Raw genomic sequence first — 15961 nt, forward strand, 5'->3', positions numbered from 1 at the left:
AGTGGTCAACTAATCCCGGACACTGCGTTAAGTTTTTCCTCAGCGACGGCGGGCGGTAGCCCGCCATTGAATTGATGTGGCCGTTGCCAGTTGTAGCGTTGCATCAGATACCGACCGATATCTTGCTGTGCCAGCGCAGGGCTCATGTAGCCCACGCTCGGCACCCATTCCGTTTTCAAGCTCCGGAACAACCGCTCCATTGGCGCATTGTCATGGCAGTTTCCGCGCCGACTCATGCTCTGTTTGAACCGGTAACGCCACAGGCGCTGGCGGAAACTGCGACTTCCATATTGGCTGCCCTGATCGCTGTGAAACAGCACGTTCTGTGGGCGGCCACGCTGCTCGTAGGCCACATCCAAGGCCTTGATGACCAGGTCGGCATCGGGCTTCGATGAAAACGCCCAGCCCACTACGCGGCGGGAAAAGAGATCGAGCACAGCCGCCACATAGTGCCAACGACCTTGAGCCCACACATACGTGATGTCACCGCACCAGACTTCATTCGGTGCGGATACGGTGAACTCCCGATCCAGTATGTTCGGGATATCCGGCCGCTCGACCGTCGCCTTTTTATAAGCGTGCGAACCGGGCTGCTTGCTGATTAGTTTCATATCGCTCATCAGTTTACGTACCTTGAACCGTCCAATCTCGATCCCGTCTTCGCGCATCATGAACATGATGCTTCGGCTTCCCGCCGCACTGCGGCTTTGGGTAAAAAGCTCGTTCACGCGGCTTCGCAAAAGCAGCCGCTCAACGTCAGGAGATCGGCGCTTGCGGCAGTGCGCGTAATAGCAGGAACGGGGGACTTCAAACACCGAGCACAACAGATCAATCGGCTCTTCAGACCGGAACTGATCAATCAACGCGAACGCTCGTGCTCCTCGGCCATCAAGAGCGCGGTGGCCTTTTTTAGGATCGATTTTTCCCGTTCCAGGCGATTGATCCGGGCTTCCAGCTCCTGAATCTTTTGCTGCTCGGGCGTCAGCGCTTTGCTGGTCGGGGTAATGCCGTTTCGCTCTTCTTGGAGCTGACTAACCCATCGGCGCAGAGCCGACTCAACGAGCCCAAGCGAGCGAGCCGCTTCGATATGGCTGTAGCCCTGGTCGAGCACCAAGCAGGCAGCCTCTCGCTTGAATTCGGGCGTGAACGTACGACGTTGTTTGCTCATTTAGACACCTCTTTCTATGGCGAGCATTCTCGCCCTAAATAGGTGTCCGGGTTTAGTAGACCACTACATGGCGCTGTACGAGCTGCAGACTCGCTTAGCGGATAAGCCGCAGTGATTAGCTGCGTTAGTATCCGCATGACTCGGCCGAGGCGCCCGGACAGGGCGGCTTATGGTCATTGAGTTTGGACTCGGCTTGCTCGTTGGCATTGTCCTAGCGCTTACAGGGGCGGGGGGAGGCATCCTGACGGTCCCCTTGTTGGTGTTTGTGATGGGCCTTGGTTTGCCTCAAGCGGCACCTATTGGCTTGCTTGCTGTTGGTTTGGCGGCCTGGGTGGGGGCGGTTATCGGTCTTAGGGAAGGAATAGTTCGCTACAAGGCGGCTGTACTGATGGCCTTCTGCGGCATGTTGCTTGCTCCTGCGGGTGTCTGGGCTGCGGGAAGATTAGAGCACAGCATGCTTGCCATGCTGTTCGCTCTTGTTTTGTTTTACGTAGCGTTCCGTTCCGTCCGGCAGCCAAGCCGTCATGCTATTCATGCGCGAGCAATTCCTTGTCAGCTCAATCCTCAGACGGGGCGGTTTCGTTGGACGTCTCGCTGCGCAGCAATTGTCTCAGCGTCGGGTTCGCTGGCTGGTTTCCTCTCCGGGCTTCTCGGCGTAGGCGGGGGATTTGTCCTGGTACCGGCACTGGGCCGTTACAGCGATCTGTCTATGCGATCTGTTACTGCAACATCATTGGCAGTCATAGGGCTTGTGTCGGTTAGCGGCGTATCGTCTTCAGTGTTAGCTGGCAATCTTGACTGGACAGTTGCTCTTCCATTTTCTGCGGGTGCGATTGCAGGAATGCTGACGGGGCAATCAATTTCTGCGCGCTTGGACGGCAAGAGGCTTCAGAAAGGCTTTGGGTTGATTGCATTTATTGCAGCGGTCGCCTTGATGATCGAAAGCATCCGGTATTGACGTAGGTTATCCGGGCATATGCTTGGTTTTAGCGCTGCAACGGCAGAGCTGCGCTTGGTTTGGCAGGATCAGCCGGCCAAGCGCTTCTGGAAATAGCGCAGGAATAAGGCGCATTACTGCACGGCTTCGAACAGATACCGTAATCAGTCTCCTCAGGAGAGAAAAGCCTTTATATCGGCAAACGACTGACCTCTATCTAGAATCCGATTCCGACAGCGCCTCGGACTGATTTGTGGTTTTTTTATCAACAACACCGGGAATGGATCGGGTGGGGCGTTCAAATTGGCCCTTGAGCGCATCCACGCCGCTCTGGGGCTTGGCCAGTGGCAAAAGGTCCTGTCTGGCGTTACGACGTTCCTCCGTATTGATATCCATACGCTTGTCTCGGCTTTCCACCAATCCCTTTTTGGCCTCACCAATCCGATTAAACGACCATGCGAGCTTCGGTTCTCCAAATGGCAACGACTCGCCTGGCTTGCCATGGGTTGCATCCCACGTATGCCAAGTCTTACCGTAGCTGTTCATTTTGCTTTTCATAAGTTCATGGTCTGCTTTAACCGGCAGGCCAGGTGCAACCAGCTGTCCCGAAAGAATCTCTCCATTATGGGGATGCCAATACTGTTTTTCTGATTCCGGTAAACTTTCGAAAATCTTTTCAGAAATTATGTATTCGATACCGTTCAAATTCGCGCTTCGTGTGTTTCCATCGAACAATGCGCATTGCGCAAAATCTTCGTTGGCTTGAGTGCAAAAATGATGCGCTTCCATTTGATGTGATGGATCATCTTTCATGGGATGAAAGCCGACCAAATAGACGTTCATGGGATCCAGAGGCGAATCCGTTTGGAGCATGGCTGCTCCTGCCTCCAAAACATTGGTTTTGGTAGATTCTGCTCTTCCAGCCGGTTCAGTTGACGAGCTGACCGTGCCGAAACCGGTACAGCCCGAGACTACCGCCATGGTTGCGATGCAGAAAACTTTCCTGTTCTGCTGAACTAAATATTTTCCGCAAGCGGGCGGACGCTGATAGGTTGTTTTCAGCGAAAAAGTTTCTGGCTGCATGTTTTTCATCCTCTTTTCTTGTTGCTTGGTTTGTTATGCCACAGGCAAGTCTGCTGCCCTCCAGGCAGCCCATGAGCCAGGCACATTGACTACTTTTTTAAAACCGTTCTTTTTCAAAATGCTCGCCGCGATCGATGCTCGGTATCCAGAACCGCAATACGTTGCGATAGTTTTATCCCGGTCCAGGTTGCCAAGGGCTGTGTCTATATGAGCGACGAACGCATGATGGGCATTGGGGATATGGCCTGCCTCGTATTCAGCAGGACTGCGCACATCAAGCAACATCACATCCGAATCGTTTCGTTTGCGATCGAGCTCATGGACTGACCATTCACCAATGGACTCAAGGGGCAGCGCCGCGTTCTGCCAGTCCGTCATGCCATTACGCAAATAGCCCTTAATATCGTCCAGGCCTATCCGGTAGAGCTGGGTGACAGCCTCATGAACATCGTCAGCCGACTCGCCTACCAGTAGGATCGGGCGAGTGTCATCGAGCATCCAGCCAGCCCAGTTCACGAATTCGTTACGCAACGCAATGTTGATCGCCCCGGGCACATGCCCGCCACCAAACGCGAGGATCGAGCGGAGGTCTACGACCTGCACGTCTTGCGCGGCAAGTGCCTCGAAGTCGGACGGCGCGAGGGGTGGCGGAATCGAAGGTCCTTCCATCTGTACGGCGGGACGCACGTTCAGTTTTTTCAGGCGCGCGTAGTGACGGGGTGGTTCCGGCATGTCCGCCAGTAGCCAATCGATGAACGCGCCCTCGCTCCGCTGCTCGCGCAACGCGGGGTTGAAGAGACGCTCGCTGCCGAGCGTGGAGTGGCGTCGGTCGCCGATAGACTTGCCGCAGGCCGAGCCGGCGCCGTGGCAGGGGTAAATTTCCGTCCGGTCGCCAAGCGGCAGGTAATGATCGAACAAGGTGCGGTATAGCTCGCCAGCCAGCTTTCGTTCGCTGCCTTCGCCGAGCAGGTCGGGCCGCCCTACGTCCAGATTGAATAGGGTGTCGCCGGTAAATAGCGCGAATGGCTGGTTTCCCTGCTGGGCGTCAAACAGCTGCAGGGAAATGTGCTCAGGCGTATGTCCCGGCGAATGCATAACCTGCAGCCTCACCTGCCCGAGCTCTATCGTCTCTCCATCGCTGGCCTGATGAAGGTCGAACTGATAGCTATCCGAGCGGCCACCGATGATTTGCGCCCCGGTGCGCTTCGCTAACGCTTGGGCACCTGAAACGAAGTCCGCATGGATATGTGTTTCGATGGCATAGGCAATTCGCAGACCCCGCGCTTTCGCCATTCGCAGGTAGACGTCGATATCGCGACGGGGATCGATGACCGCAGCCACGGCCGCTTTGCTGTCGCCAACCAGATAGGAAATCTGCGCCACGCCGTCCGTATAAACAGGCTCGAAAACAAGCATCGCCGCCTCCGATGATGGTTAACAGGATTGTTCAGTTAACTATTCGGACGGTGTGGATGGCCGGACGTTCAGGCTATCGACGTTTCATCTTCAGATTGATCGGTGGGTTGCAGGCTGACAACCAACTCGACGACGAGGCCATCCGCATGCGCCGCGAAACGCAGGTCGCAGCCACAGCGCTCAGCGATCGCCTTGACGATGGACAGGCCCAGCCCACTGCCTTCACCGTCGCCACTCCGCCAGAAGCGTTCTGTCAGGCGCTCGATCATTTCCGGTGCGACGCCCGGTCCGTGGTCCTGCACGCTGAAGCGAACCCTGCTTTCGTCCAGCTGTGTGAGCGCCAAGCGGACGACTGTGGCATCACGGGTATGGCGGCGGGCGTTGTCGAGCAGGTTGCGCAATGCTGCGACTGCCAACGTTGACGGTATCGTCAGAGGACAGAGCGAAACGTCTTGCGCCCCGCACAGTTCGATGCGCGGCCCAGGCTGCTGACTGGCGTCAGCGATCGCCAGCTGCGCGACTTCGACGGCCGTGCACCGGAGCCCGTCATCAAAGGACACGCGACCCTCCACCCGTGCCAGCATGAGCAACTGCTCCAGGATCCGCTGCAGGCGATCCGTGCCGATCTCGGCCTGGGCCAATGCCCGTTTCGCGGTGTCGCCCTCGGTCATGGCCGCCACCTGCAGGTGGGTCTTGATGGCGGTCAGCGGGCTGCGCAGTTCATGGGCGGCGTCATCGGTCAGCCGACGTTCGCGCTCGAGCATTTGCGCGATTCGTGCAAACAACTGGTTCTGTGTTTCGACCAGGGGCGTCAGTTCTCGCGGCAACCGATCGATGTGCAACGGCTCCACTGAATCGGCGCTGCGTTGCGCCAGGGCCATGCGTATTCGTCTGAGCGGCGCAAGGCCGTTGCCAATTCCGATCCACAACACGATCAGGCTGCCTAGCAACGCGACGAAAACCGGCAGCGCCGCAGCCAGAAGCACCGAACGCTGCAACGTGGTGCGCTCGTCGAGGCGATCGGCGGTGGTGATGCGCATGCCGTTCTGGATGAAAGTAAAGCTACGCCAGGCGGTATCGCCAATCAGTTGGTTTTGAAAGCCGGTGCGCTGGGCATCGAGAGCGCTATCGGGCGCGGCATGGCTACGCGCTAAGATCTCACCCCGCAAGGAGCTGACCTGGCAGGCCAGCCCGTTCTCGATACCCAGCTGCTCTGCGCTCAGACGCGTAATACCGCCTTTGCCCAGTTGCGGCGGCGGTAATTGCACGAGCAGACCCGCCACCATTCGGGCCGACGCGGCAAGGCGCTGATCGAGAGACTGCATCAATTGATTGCGCACATCAAAGAGCATCCAGGTCGCGGCCAGCGCCCAGAGCAGCACGAAGGCAGAGCCAAGGGTTAGGGTCAGGCGAAGGCGCAAGCTCATTGGTCGGGTGCCCCGGTGGGGCCTGGCGCATGGCCGGCAGGCCCCAGGCGATAACCAAGCCCTCTGACGGTTTCGACGATGCCATTACCGAGCTTGCGCCTCAGATGGTGGATGTGGACATTCAGGGCGTTGCTTTCGACGTCATCGGCAAGACCGTAAATCGCGTCCTTGAGCTGCTCGGCCGATAGCACGTGGCTGGGGTTTTGTAGCAGCGCCTGCAGCAGTGCCTGTTCGCGGCGCGACAGGTCGACGGGTTCGCCGGCCATGAACGCCGTGCAGGCGGCTGGGTTGTAGCTCAGCGGACCGTGCTCGATAACTTGCGTTGCCCGGCCGGCAGCACGGCGCAGCAGGGCATGCAGGCGGGCGGCGAGTTCACGCAGGTCGAAGGGTTTGACGAGGTAATCGTCAGCGCCTGCCTGGAGCCCGGAGACACGCTCGGCCACTGCATCCCGAGCGGTAAGAATGAGTACTGGCAGCTCGAGGCCCCGACGGCGCAGGCGCTGGAGAAAGCGCAGGCCGTCTTCGTCTGGCAAGCCCAGATCGAGAATCATCAGGTCAAACCTGGCGGTGCGCAGCAGCGACTCGGCCTGTCCGGCCGTAGCAGCATGGGCCACGCTGAAGCCCTGGGCTTCGAGCCCAGCGACGATGCCACTGGCGATGAGTGCGTTGTCTTCTGTCAGCAATACGTACATAGGTGGGATCGCTAGATATACAGCGGTCAGTATGATCCGCCTGGATTAACGGCGCGTTAGCAGATGGTACGCCGAGCTGATCATGCCTAAACGCTTCACCGCCTTACTGATTGTGTTCGGACACGCCTTGTTAATCGCCTCTTAATCCCGAACCGCCAAGCTCGCCTCCGAATCGGTAACCGGATGTGGTGCATGCGAGCGATCATTATCTTTTTGGCCTGTTGGCTCTGGGTCATGCAACTGGCGAACGCTTCGCCGTTCACGCTTGGTCCAAAGCAGGAGGACTTCCTGCCAGTGGACCAGGCGTTCACACTGCACATCGAAAGGCCCGACGCTGGCGGCGCCGTGCTTCGATGGGACATTGCTCCCGGCTACTACCTTTACAAGGAGCGGCTCAGATTCGTAGGGCTGCCATCGGCGAGCGAGCCCGTGTTACCGCCGGGCGAGCCTTACCATGACGAGTATTTTGGCGACTCGCGAATCTATCGCGACAGTCTGGAAGTTGAGATCCCAGATGGAGATGTTTCGACGCTCGAACTCGGCTGGCAAGGCTGTGCCGATGCCGGGCTGTGCTATCCACCGCAAACTCGCACGGTAGAACTGACGGGCAGCAGCTCTCCTCCGCCCGCGCCTGTTCAGGCTGATGATCAAGCTTTGGTGAGTGGTTTGCAGCAGCAGTCGCTCGGCTGGAGCCTGCTGATCTTCTTCGGACTGGGCCTGCTGCTTGCCTTTGCACCCTGTTCGCTGCCGATGTTGCCAATTCTGGCGGGCATTGTGGTGGGCAGCCAGGCCGGGCCTCGCCGCGGCATGGCGTTGGCTGGATCCTATGTCGTCAGCATGGCGTTGGTCTATGCCGCCCTTGGTGTGTTGGCGGCGCTGCTTGGCGCGAATCTGCAGGGATGGCTGATGCAGCCTTGGCTGATCGCGAGCTTCGCTGGGCTTTTCGTGCTGCTGTCCTTGCCCATGTTCGGATTCTTCGAGCTGCAACTGCCGACGGGCCTGCGCGATCGGCTGGAACAGGCCGGACGCAAGCGTAAGGGGGGAAGCCTCGCGGGGGCCAGTGCGTTGGGCGTGCTGTCCGGGTTGCTGGTAGGACCTTGCATGACCGCACCACTGGCCGCGGCGCTGCTTTACATCGCGCAAAGCGGTAACGCCGTGAACGGTGGCCTCGTGCTGTTTGCGCTGGGATTAGGGATCGGTACGCCGCTGGTGTTGCTGGTGACAGCGGGCAATCGCTTCCTGCCCAAGCCTGGGCCGTGGATGGATCGCGTCAAAGTTTCCTTCGGTTTCCTGTTTCTGGTCGCGGCCCTTTATGTGCTCCGTCCGCTGTTGTCTGACTCCTTGTGGGTGGGGCTGTGGGGTGCGCTGCTGGTGGTGGGCGCCAGTGGATTGCTGCAACTGTCGCGTCAATTGGTGCGGCATCAGGCGTTCAGCCGGTCAGTCGCGGCGCTAGCCGGGGTATGGGGCGTGGCGCTGCTGCTGGGGGCGGCAGGCGGCGCGCAGGATGTCATGCGACCGCTCGGTGTGTTCACAGGCGGCGTTGCGTCCGTTCAAGGTATAGAGTCTGCACACGGATTTGTCGGTTTCAGCGAGCCGGCTGTTCTTGATCGTGAACTGGTTGCCGCCAAAGCCGCCGGCCAGTGGGTATTGGTGGACTACTACGCGGACTGGTGCGTGTCCTGCAAGGTCATGGAGAAGGAAGTGTTTGGCGACGCGCAGGTGCAAGCCGCGCTCACTGGCGTGCGGATTCTGCGGCCGGATGTGACGCGAACCGATCCCGCCAGTCGCGAGCTGCTGAACCGCTATCAGGTCATGGGGCCGCCAACGCTGCTCTTTATCGGCCCGGACGGAGTGGAGCGACGCACGCAGCGCATCACCGGCGAGGTCGATGCGATCCAATTTCTAAGCAGATGGAACGAAACAATGGAGCGAGGCTGATGCTGACAATTAATGCGGGGCCCTTGGCACTCGCCGTTCCGCATGCGCTCATGTTGGTGAGCCTGTTTCTGGCGATGCTCACCGGCTGGTGGGTCGGGCGGCGCAGCGAGCGGAATCCGGAACAGCAGCTGTTCAGGCTGCTGCTGGTGGCGCTACTGGTCGCTCGGCTGGCCTTCGTGCTGGTGTATGTCGAGCATTTCCGAGAAGAGCCCTGGCGCGTGATCGACATACGTGACGGCGGGTTTATTGCCTGGCCAGGCTTGTTGGTGGCGGTGCTGTTGGGTACTTGGCTTGCCTGGCGCGATAGCGGTTTGCGTAGACCACTTGGCGCTGCGGTGATGGTAGGTATGCTCAGTTGGGGATTTGGGACATTCGCATTGCATGCCTTCGAGCAGGGCACGCGGCTGCCCGAGATGGGGTTGCGAGACATCCAGGGCAAGCCGGCCGCCTTGCAGGATTACGTCGGCAAGCCGCTTGTGGTCAACCTGTGGGCCACCTGGTGCCCTCCCTGCAGGCGGGAAATGCCGGTCCTTGCGAAGGCGCAGCAAGACAACACCGAGGTGAATTTCCTGTTCGTCAACCAGGGTGAGGGCGAGCGATTGATCGCCGACTTCCTTGACGCCGAAGGGCTCAGCCTGGAAAACGTCCTGCTCGACACCGGCGGTCGCCTCGGCCAGCATGTAGGTTCTGCAGCACTGCCCACCACGCTTTTCTATGACGCCGAGGGACGCCAGGTTGGCAGTCATCTCGGTGAGCTTTCTCATGCCAGTCTGGCGCGCGCTCTTGAGCAATTTAAGGTAAAAAACCAGCCATGAAATCCGTACGATCACTTTCCTTTTTCATTTCTACGCTGGCCTTGCTACCGGCACCCCTGGTGCTGGCAGAGGCCCTGCCTCCTGCGGTTCAGGCCATTGAAGCGCGTGGAGCCAAAGTAGTCGGCAGCTTCGACGCACCGGGCGGATTGAAGGGCTATGCGGCGCGTTATAACGGAGAGGGCATCGCGCTGTACCTGACACCGGACGGCGATCATGTCGTGATCGGCAGTTTGCTGGATGCCGCGGGTGAAGACCTGACCAAGGCACCGCTTGAAAAACTGGTGTATGAGCCGATGAGCAGCGAGATGTGGCAGCGGCTGGAGAGCAGCACCTGGATAGCTGACGGCGCGGCCGAAGCGCCACGGGTCATCTACATGTTTTCCGATCCGAACTGCCCATTCTGCAACATGTTCTGGAAACAGGCGCGGCCCTGGGTCGAAGCGGGTGACGTTCAGCTTCGTCACGTCATGGTTGGCATGCTGCGTCCGGACAGCGCCGGTAAAGCCGCCGCGTTGCTGGCCGCCAAGGATCCCGAGGCGGCCCTCAATGTACACGAAGCAGCGGGTAAGGCGAGCACGCTCAAGCCGATCGAGGGCATCTCGCCAACAGTGAATGAGCAGCTAGAGGCGAACCTCACCCTGATGGGTGAAATGGGCGCCTCGGCTACGCCAGCGATTTATTACCTGGACGATGACGGACGGCTGCAGCAACATCAGGGCGCGCCTCGCCCCGATGCATTGAATGAGATCATGGGGCCGTTGTCAAAGCGCTAGATCGGCAAAGGTCCGCCAGCACCGATGCTGCATAAAATAATAATGATATGGAGGCTATATGAACGTCCCCCTATTGCCCTTGGCTGGGCTCTTTCTTGTGGTTTCCGTGTCCGCGCAAGCTGCGGATGCGACTGCGGTTTACAGCAAAGGCGGGGCCAACCCCGCCGCCATGGCGTGTGTTACCTGTCACGGAGCCGAGGGTGGGGGGATGGCCGCTGCGGGCTTCCCCCGCCTTGCGGGCCTGTCAGCCGAGTACATGCGTAAGCAGCTGGCTGATTTCGCATCCGGTGCACGCGCCAACCCAATCATGCAACCCATTGCCGCGGCGTTGAGCGCCGACGAAGCCGATGCGGTCACAACCATGTTGGCCGGCAAGCCGCATCCGCAGCCTGATCGAGTCGACCGTACCGCTTTGGCCGATGGACCTGGCGAGACACTTGCCCTGCGCGGTGCGTGGGATCGCAATATTCCAGAATGTGTCGCCTGCCACGGTCCCAGCGGAACAGGAGTCGGCGACGCCTTCCCACCGCTGGCCGGGCAGTCGGCACAGTACCTGTCGTCGCAGCTGACCGCCTGGCGACAGGGCACCCGCAAGAACGACCCCAACGACTTGATGGGCCACATCGCACGTAGCTTGACCGAGGACGAGGTAACGGCGGTCTCGACGTACTTCGCAGGCCTGACCGACAAAGGAGCAGCCAAATGAAGACCCATACAACCGCACTGCTGTTGATGTCATTGGCCTTCCCGGTGCTCGCGGACGACATCGCGATGGAAGATCAGTCGCAGATCCTGACCGGGGCCGGTGATCCCGCTAGCAGCAAGTACTTCCAACCGCCAAAGGAAAGCGAACTGCCTGACAACGCCTACGGGCAACTGGTACAGCAAGGTCGGGCCATATTCGTCGATACCAAGACGCATGCGCCCGACTATGTGGGCAACGGCCTAGCCTGTGCGAACTGCCACCTCGAACAGGGCCGGAAAGCCAACTCTGCACCGCTCTGGGCCGCCTACACCATGTACCCGGCGTACCGAAAGAAGAACGACAAGGTGAATAGTTATGCCGAGCGCCTTCAGGGCTGTTTCCAGTTCAGTATGAACGGCAAGGCACCCGAGGCTGACGGCCCCGTTATCGCCGCGCTTTCAGCCTATTCATACTGGCTTGCAACCGGAGCACCCACGGCGCAAGAGCTACCAGGTCGGGCCTATCCGGAAGTGCCACAACCCGAAGGCGGATACGACCTGGCAAAGGGAGAACAGGTCTACGACGCACAATGCGCCGTCTGTCATGGGCCGAACGGGGAAGGACAGAAGTCTGGTGACCTTTATGTATTCCCGCCACTATGGGGGGCGGACTCGTTCAACTGGGGTGCAGGCATGCATCGGATCAACACAGCCGCGGCGTTTATCAAGGAAAACATGCCACTGGGCAAAGGCGGCACCCTGTCAGACGAAGACGCTTGGAACGTGGCGGCATTTATGAATAGCCACGAGCGACCGCAAGACCCGCGCCTGGTCGATGGCTCAGTCGAGAAAACCCGTGATAAATACCATGCCAATGACGGCGTGAACCTTTACGGCGAAACCGTTAACGGCAAGATGCTAGGTAAGGGGATCTGACAAGCAAGCACGCGTTGGCGCACTTACATGCGTTTGGCGGTTAATCGGTCTGAACAGATGGGCTGAGGAGGCCCGCTTACCTGGCAGTCCGCTTTTGGCCTATTCCATTGAAAAACTAGGTTGAGTGAGCTGGCTGAAGCTGGCTCACTCAACCTCCATCAGCTCAGTGGAGTTCTCCACGATGGTGGGACGTCAGCAGGCCGCTCAGGCCCCTCTGTTCTACACGTTCAATCTGGACGATCACATTCCAGCCAATCACCTGTTGTGCTGTATCGATCAGTTCCTAGACCTGAGTGAGTTGCATCAGCATCTGGATTCGCACTATACGGCCCTGGCTATCGGAATGGTCATAGAGGCAGCTCAGGTCGCTGGGTGTATTGCAGAATTCACCTTGGGGCAAAACCTTCACCCTACTAGGGCAACTCGCTTAGAGATTCTGCTTTGCCCGACTGGGATTGCTTTGCTGCTGCCCGCGCAGCATGGCCGGCATTCGTGACAATGGCGCTGTACGGAGCTGGGAATGGCATCCTGACTATCACGGAGCGACTGTCGAAGGCCAAAGCACCGCGGTTCACCTGGATCATCACTTCGTGCCCAGCGGCTGCCTCAGCGAGAGTTCCCCAAGCACTTCGAACTGATCGAGATCATCGAGGCCCGTGCACAGCTCACGCTGGCGGCAGCCTTTCAACAGCACGAGGCCTAGGATCACAGGTCAGGGCTTTTTGGCAATAACCAAAAGCCCGGCCACGATCAACCCGGCACCGGCCAGCATCCGCAGCGTGATCACTTCGCGCAGCAGTAGCCAGGCCATCAGCATCGCTACCACGACGCTGCCCTTGTCGATCAGCGCCACCGTGGCTACGTCCCCCAGCTTCAACGCCTTGTAGTAGAAGATCCAAGACAGCGCCGTGGTGATGCCGGAAAGGCCAAGCCACAGCAGGTTGCGCTGGTTGACCTCGGCAATTTGCTGCACGGGCACCGCCCAGACCGCAAAGATCAGCACGAAGGTGCAGACGAACAGGGTGCGAATCGTCAGCCCCAGCTCGCCGGGCAGCGTGAATCGGGCGTCCAGAATAGGATTCTATAATCGACTATAAAGGCCTATAAAGTTCATTCTAGAGCGGCTCAGCTGCCTGTAAACGCCAGCAGCGAGTCCGATTGCGGTTCATACGGCGCCGTTGTCCCTGATGTGTACCGGTGTTAATGAGAAGCTGAAATTTGGCCCAGAGGTCCAGCATGAAGCTCAAGGGCAGGTTTAGCTGCAAGGCCACCAAAGGATATGGCGGGGTCGATGTAGCGCATGGCGGACTTGATGTCTTTCCAGCCTACATAGGTCATCAAGGCCTTGAGATCCCAGCCATTTGCCGTGGCCCAGGTGGCGAAGCCTCGGCGTAGCGAATGGCTGGTGTACAACTCGGCCGAGACACCGGCGCGTTGCAGGATGTGACGCAACAAGCTGATCAGGCTGCCGGGGTGCAGGGCCTCGCTGCCCAGATGCCCCCAGCGATCCAGGCGACAGAACACTGCGCCACGGGCAATGCCGGCGGCACTGATCCAGTCGAGATAAGCCTGCACAGGACAGAGGCATTTCAAGGCTGGTACGTAATGAGTCGTGCCGAGGTTTTCCCGGTCACCCTTGCTCTGCGGCAGGAATAGGCTCATGCCCGCACCGGCTTCGGCTTGGATATGCTCGACCTGCAGTCGACAGAGTTCGTCGCTGCGAAAACCCCGCCAGAAGCCGATTTGCAGCAGCGCCGCATCGCGCCGGCTGCGCAGCAGGCTTGCCAAATTGCCGGACTGCTGAGCCCGTTCGGCTTCCTGATTCAGCCATTGAATTGCTTGCTCCAGGTGCTGCAACTGCAGCGGTGCAGCCTGCTTCGTTTGCGCCGGATGCAATGTGCGGATGCCTTTGAGCACCTGACGCACCGTGGGCGTCTTGGTCGGATCAGGAAAGCCCTGGGTGATATGCCACTGAGCCAGAGCGGCCAAGCGCTGTTTGAGCGTGTTGCTGCTTAGGGTGTCGGCGTAGTCCACCAGGTAGCGCACGATGCTATCGCTGGTGGCAGGCAGAAAGCCACCCCACGTCACTTCGAAGTGCTCGATGGCCGACTGGTAGCTGCGGCGGGTGTTTTCCCGCGTACCGGCTTGCAGATAGCGCCCGACGTCTTTCATCGCTCGAAATGCCCTTTGTGTACTTGAAAACGGCAGCTAAGCGACCGTTTGTGCCGATCTTATTGGATAACGCTCCATTATTTTATCTGATTTATACACTTGAGAATCGCTTTACATCGGATCGTTTTGGAATGTAAATACATGGTATGTAATCCACTACGAAATCGTAGGAGCAAACCATGGCTCGCGGCGGCATCAACAAGGCACTGGTTCAGAAGGCGCGACAAGCCATCCTGGCGCGGGGCGAGAACCCCAGCATCGATGCTGTACGAGTCGAACTAGGCAATACCGGCTCGAAAACCACCATTCACCGCTATCTAAAAGAACTCGAAGATGCCGAGCGCGGCCGGGTTGCGGCCTCGATCCCGCTCAGCGAACAGCTGGCCAACCTGGTCGGCCAGTTAGCGGATCAGCTAAAGGAGGATGCGCAGGCCGCCGTGGCCCAAGAGCGCGAGCAACTGGCACGTGAGCGGCTCGGCTACCAGAACCAGGCTCGGCAAGCCGAAAGCCGCATCCAGCAGTTGGAAAGTCAATGCGGCGGGCTCACGGAACAGCTTCAGGCTGTTCAGCAAGCGCTACAGCAGGAGCAGCAGCAACGCCAACAGGCCGAGGTTGAGAATGCCCGCCTATTGCAGGCCAACCGCGATTTGGAGGAGCGCCTGCAGGACCGCGATGGGCAGATTCGTTCGCTGGAGGAAAAACATCAGCACGCACGCGACGCCTTGGAACACTACCGACAGGCCAGCAAGGAGCAGCGTGAGCAGGAACAACGTCGACACGAGTCGCAGGTACAGCAGCTGCAACTGGAACTGCGGCAACTGCAGCAGACCTTGATAATCAAGCAGGACGAGTTGACCCAGTTGAACCGCGACAATGCGCGCCTGCTCGCCGAGGCGCGGCAGTTGCAAAAAGAGCAGCATGCGCAGCAACAGCTACTGGCGCAGAAGGTCCAGGCTTTGGAAGCCGCCCAGAGCGCGTTGACCGGCACTGAGCGAGCGAATGAAGCCCTGGAACAGCGTTGCAGCACATTGCAGGAGGAGGTGTCCCGGCTGGGCGAAGCCTCCGCGACCCAGGCGCAGCAAGCGCAGGGCCTGCAGGAGCGCTTGGTCGAAGCGACTACACAGCTGAAGCTACTCGGGGCGTCGCTTGCGAACAGCGATGGTGCACGTAGCACATGAGGAGAACTGTTCCTACACCTGTACGAGGCCGCTCTTCGTTTGATCAATGTCAGAAATGTTGCTAGGTTTCTGACATATCTCAAAAGCTAGCCTTCATCATGAAATCCCTTCCCGAGACGATCATCGAGCACAGCAGACTTCTCCCTGAAGGAGGGGCTCTTGCGCCAAAAGAGTTTCTTTATTTGGCTAGCCGAGCGGCGGTGGACCAAGCATTCTCCCGATTAGTCAAAGGCGGGAAGTTGATGCGAGTTTCTCGTGGCCTCTATGTGGCTCCGGTCACCGGTCGCTTCGGCAAACGTGCGCCGGCGACGGAGAAGGTCATCAGCGCAATGGCTTCGAAAAGCCATCAGGTAATCGCGTTGGGCGGTGCCCGTGCGGCGAACGCGCTAGGGCTGACGCAACAGATGTCGATTCGGGAGGTATTTGTCACCAGCGGACGGCCGAGAATCCTGCAGTTAGGCAAGACTCAGGTGAGAATCGAGCATGCGCCACAGTGGCAAGTCGCCCTCGGAGCGACCATTGCTGGCGACGCTGTACGTGCGCTTGCCTGGCTGGGAAAACCTCACGCCCAAGAGACAGTCGCAAAGCTACGCGTGTGCCTGTCGAGTAGCGATTGGCAGATCTTGAAATCGCATAGATCCAACCTTCCTCCATGGATGGCTGAAGCAATTGGGCGCGAAGCGGCCTTCGCTTGAGCAGGACTTCCAATCTACTCGTTTAAATACAGCAAGTTACAGAGCAT

General features: G+C 59.0%; 15 protein-coding genes and 1 pseudogene. 9 read left to right on the plus strand and 7 right to left on the minus strand.

Annotated features, from left to right (window positions below):
• Window positions 1–5: 5 nt before the first annotated feature.
• Window positions 6–1168, minus strand: a protein-coding gene (locus C1896_11310) for an IS3 family transposase (GenBank protein ID AZZ45435.1) whose coding sequence is annotated in 2 segments (ribosomal slippage) — window positions 6–913 and window positions 913–1168 — 1164 coding nt in all. Because the reading frame shifts where the segments join, the coding sequence is not laid out codon by codon here.
• A 169-nt stretch (window positions 1169–1337) separates the two neighbouring features.
• Here C1896_11310 and C1896_11315 point away from each other — a divergent pair.
• Window positions 1338–2126, plus strand: a complete 789-nt coding sequence (locus C1896_11315) for a sulfite exporter TauE/SafE family protein (GenBank protein ID AZZ45436.1) — start codon at window positions 1338–1340, stop codon at window positions 2124–2126.
• Between the two features lie 192 nt (window positions 2127–2318).
• Here the strand turns inward: C1896_11315 and C1896_11320 are convergent, their stop codons facing one another.
• From C1896_11320 to C1896_11335, 4 genes are all read right to left on the minus strand, one after another.
• Window positions 2319–3086 carry a DUF1264 domain-containing protein gene (locus C1896_11320; protein AZZ47632.1) on the minus strand — a complete coding sequence of 256 codons (768 nt, stop codon included), beginning with the start codon at window positions 3084–3086 and terminating at the stop codon, window positions 2319–2321.
• 135 nt (window positions 3087–3221) lie between these two features.
• A complete protein-coding gene (locus tag C1896_11325; GenBank protein AZZ45437.1) occupies window positions 3222–4604 on the minus strand; it encodes an MBL fold metallo-hydrolase in 1383 nt (460 codons plus the stop codon).
• 68 nt (window positions 4605–4672) lie between these two features.
• Window positions 4673–6031 carry a two-component sensor histidine kinase gene (locus C1896_11330; GenBank protein ID AZZ45438.1) on the minus strand — a complete coding sequence of 453 codons (1359 nt, stop codon included), beginning with the start codon at window positions 6029–6031 and terminating at the stop codon, window positions 4673–4675.
• The gene (locus tag C1896_11335; protein AZZ45439.1) at window positions 6028–6723 is read right to left on the minus strand and encodes a DNA-binding response regulator; all 696 of its coding nucleotides are present in this window, start codon (window positions 6721–6723) and stop codon (window positions 6028–6030) included. Before C1896_11335 ends, C1896_11330 begins: the two co-directional genes overlap by 4 nt.
• A 192-nt stretch (window positions 6724–6915) precedes the next feature.
• Between C1896_11335 and C1896_11340 the strand changes: the two genes are divergently transcribed.
• The 6 genes and pseudogenes from C1896_11340 to C1896_11365 all read left to right on the plus strand — a co-directional run bounded on the left by C1896_11340 (window position 6916) and on the right by C1896_11365 (window position 12409).
• A complete protein-coding gene (locus C1896_11340) occupies window positions 6916–8661 on the plus strand; it encodes a thiol:disulfide interchange protein (protein AZZ45440.1) in 1746 nt (581 codons plus the stop codon).
• On the plus strand, window positions 8661–9476 hold the full coding sequence (locus C1896_11345; GenBank protein AZZ45441.1) for a TlpA family protein disulfide reductase: 816 nt from the start codon (window positions 8661–8663) through the stop codon (window positions 9474–9476). Before C1896_11340 ends, C1896_11345 begins: the two co-directional genes overlap by 1 nt.
• Window positions 9473–10249, plus strand: a complete 777-nt coding sequence (locus C1896_11350; GenBank protein AZZ45442.1) for a thiol:disulfide interchange protein DsbG — start codon at window positions 9473–9475, stop codon at window positions 10247–10249. Before C1896_11345 ends, C1896_11350 begins: the two co-directional genes overlap by 4 nt.
• 58 nt (window positions 10250–10307) lie before the next feature.
• Window positions 10308–10955, plus strand: coding sequence for a cytochrome c4 (locus C1896_11355; GenBank protein ID AZZ45443.1), 648 nt, complete (start codon window positions 10308–10310; stop codon window positions 10953–10955).
• On the plus strand, window positions 10952–11869 hold the full coding sequence (locus C1896_11360; protein ID AZZ45444.1) for a cytochrome C: 918 nt from the start codon (window positions 10952–10954) through the stop codon (window positions 11867–11869). The genes C1896_11355 and C1896_11360 overlap by 4 nt, the downstream gene beginning before the upstream one ends.
• Before the next feature lie 325 nt (window positions 11870–12194).
• Window positions 12195–12409 (plus strand): annotated as a pseudogene (locus C1896_11365) (MFS transporter).
• A gap of 172 nt (window positions 12410–12581) precedes the next feature.
• Here C1896_11365 and C1896_11370 read toward each other — a convergent pair.
• A complete protein-coding gene (locus C1896_11370; GenBank protein AZZ45445.1) occupies window positions 12582–12944 on the minus strand; it encodes a hypothetical protein in 363 nt (120 codons plus the stop codon).
• A 125-nt stretch (window positions 12945–13069) separates the two neighbouring features.
• A complete protein-coding gene (locus tag C1896_11375; protein AZZ45446.1) occupies window positions 13070–14041 on the minus strand; it encodes a hypothetical protein in 972 nt (323 codons plus the stop codon).
• Window positions 14042–14220: 179 nt separating this feature from the next.
• On the opposite strand from C1896_11375, the gene C1896_11380 reads away from it, so the two are divergent.
• Together C1896_11380 and C1896_11385 are read left to right on the plus strand one after the other, a co-directional pair.
• On the plus strand, window positions 14221–15219 hold the full coding sequence (locus C1896_11380; GenBank protein ID AZZ45447.1) for a cointegrate resolution protein T: 999 nt from the start codon (window positions 14221–14223) through the stop codon (window positions 15217–15219).
• 98 nt (window positions 15220–15317) lie between these two features.
• Window positions 15318–15914 (plus strand): hypothetical protein, encoded by a 597-nt coding sequence (locus tag C1896_11385; protein AZZ45448.1) that lies wholly within the window; start codon window positions 15318–15320, stop codon window positions 15912–15914.
• Window positions 15915–15961 lie beyond the last annotated feature (47 nt).

This window comes from Pseudomonadaceae bacterium SI-3 (genome assembly GCA_004010935.1).
Lineage (GTDB): Bacteria > Pseudomonadota > Gammaproteobacteria > Pseudomonadales > Pseudomonadaceae > Stutzerimonas.

Excerpts from the sequence above, each read along its gene's own strand:
- C1896_11315 (AZZ45436.1), top strand. The coding sequence starts at position 1,338 with ATGGTCATTGAGTTTGGACTCGGCTTGCTCGTTGGCATTGTCCTAGCG.
- C1896_11320 (AZZ47632.1), bottom strand. The coding sequence starts at position 3,086 with ATGGCGGTAGTCTCGGGCTGTACCGGTTTCGGCACGGTCAGCTCGTCA.
- C1896_11325 (AZZ45437.1), bottom strand. The coding sequence starts at position 4,604 with ATGCTTGTTTTCGAGCCTGTTTATACGGACGGCGTGGCGCAGATTTCC.
- C1896_11330 (AZZ45438.1), bottom strand. The coding sequence starts at position 6,031 with ATGAGCTTGCGCCTTCGCCTGACCCTAACCCTTGGCTCTGCCTTCGTG.
- C1896_11335 (AZZ45439.1), bottom strand. The coding sequence starts at position 6,723 with ATGTACGTATTGCTGACAGAAGACAACGCACTCATCGCCAGTGGCATC.
- C1896_11340 (AZZ45440.1), top strand. The coding sequence starts at position 6,916 with ATGCGAGCGATCATTATCTTTTTGGCCTGTTGGCTCTGGGTCATGCAA.
- C1896_11345 (AZZ45441.1), top strand. The coding sequence starts at position 8,661 with ATGCTGACAATTAATGCGGGGCCCTTGGCACTCGCCGTTCCGCATGCG.
- C1896_11350 (AZZ45442.1), top strand. The coding sequence starts at position 9,473 with ATGAAATCCGTACGATCACTTTCCTTTTTCATTTCTACGCTGGCCTTG.
- C1896_11355 (AZZ45443.1), top strand. The coding sequence starts at position 10,308 with ATGAACGTCCCCCTATTGCCCTTGGCTGGGCTCTTTCTTGTGGTTTCC.
- C1896_11360 (AZZ45444.1), top strand. The coding sequence starts at position 10,952 with ATGAAGACCCATACAACCGCACTGCTGTTGATGTCATTGGCCTTCCCG.
- C1896_11375 (AZZ45446.1), bottom strand. The coding sequence starts at position 14,041 with ATGAAAGACGTCGGGCGCTATCTGCAAGCCGGTACGCGGGAAAACACC.
- C1896_11380 (AZZ45447.1), top strand. The coding sequence starts at position 14,221 with ATGGCTCGCGGCGGCATCAACAAGGCACTGGTTCAGAAGGCGCGACAA.
- C1896_11385 (AZZ45448.1), top strand. The coding sequence starts at position 15,318 with ATGAAATCCCTTCCCGAGACGATCATCGAGCACAGCAGACTTCTCCCT.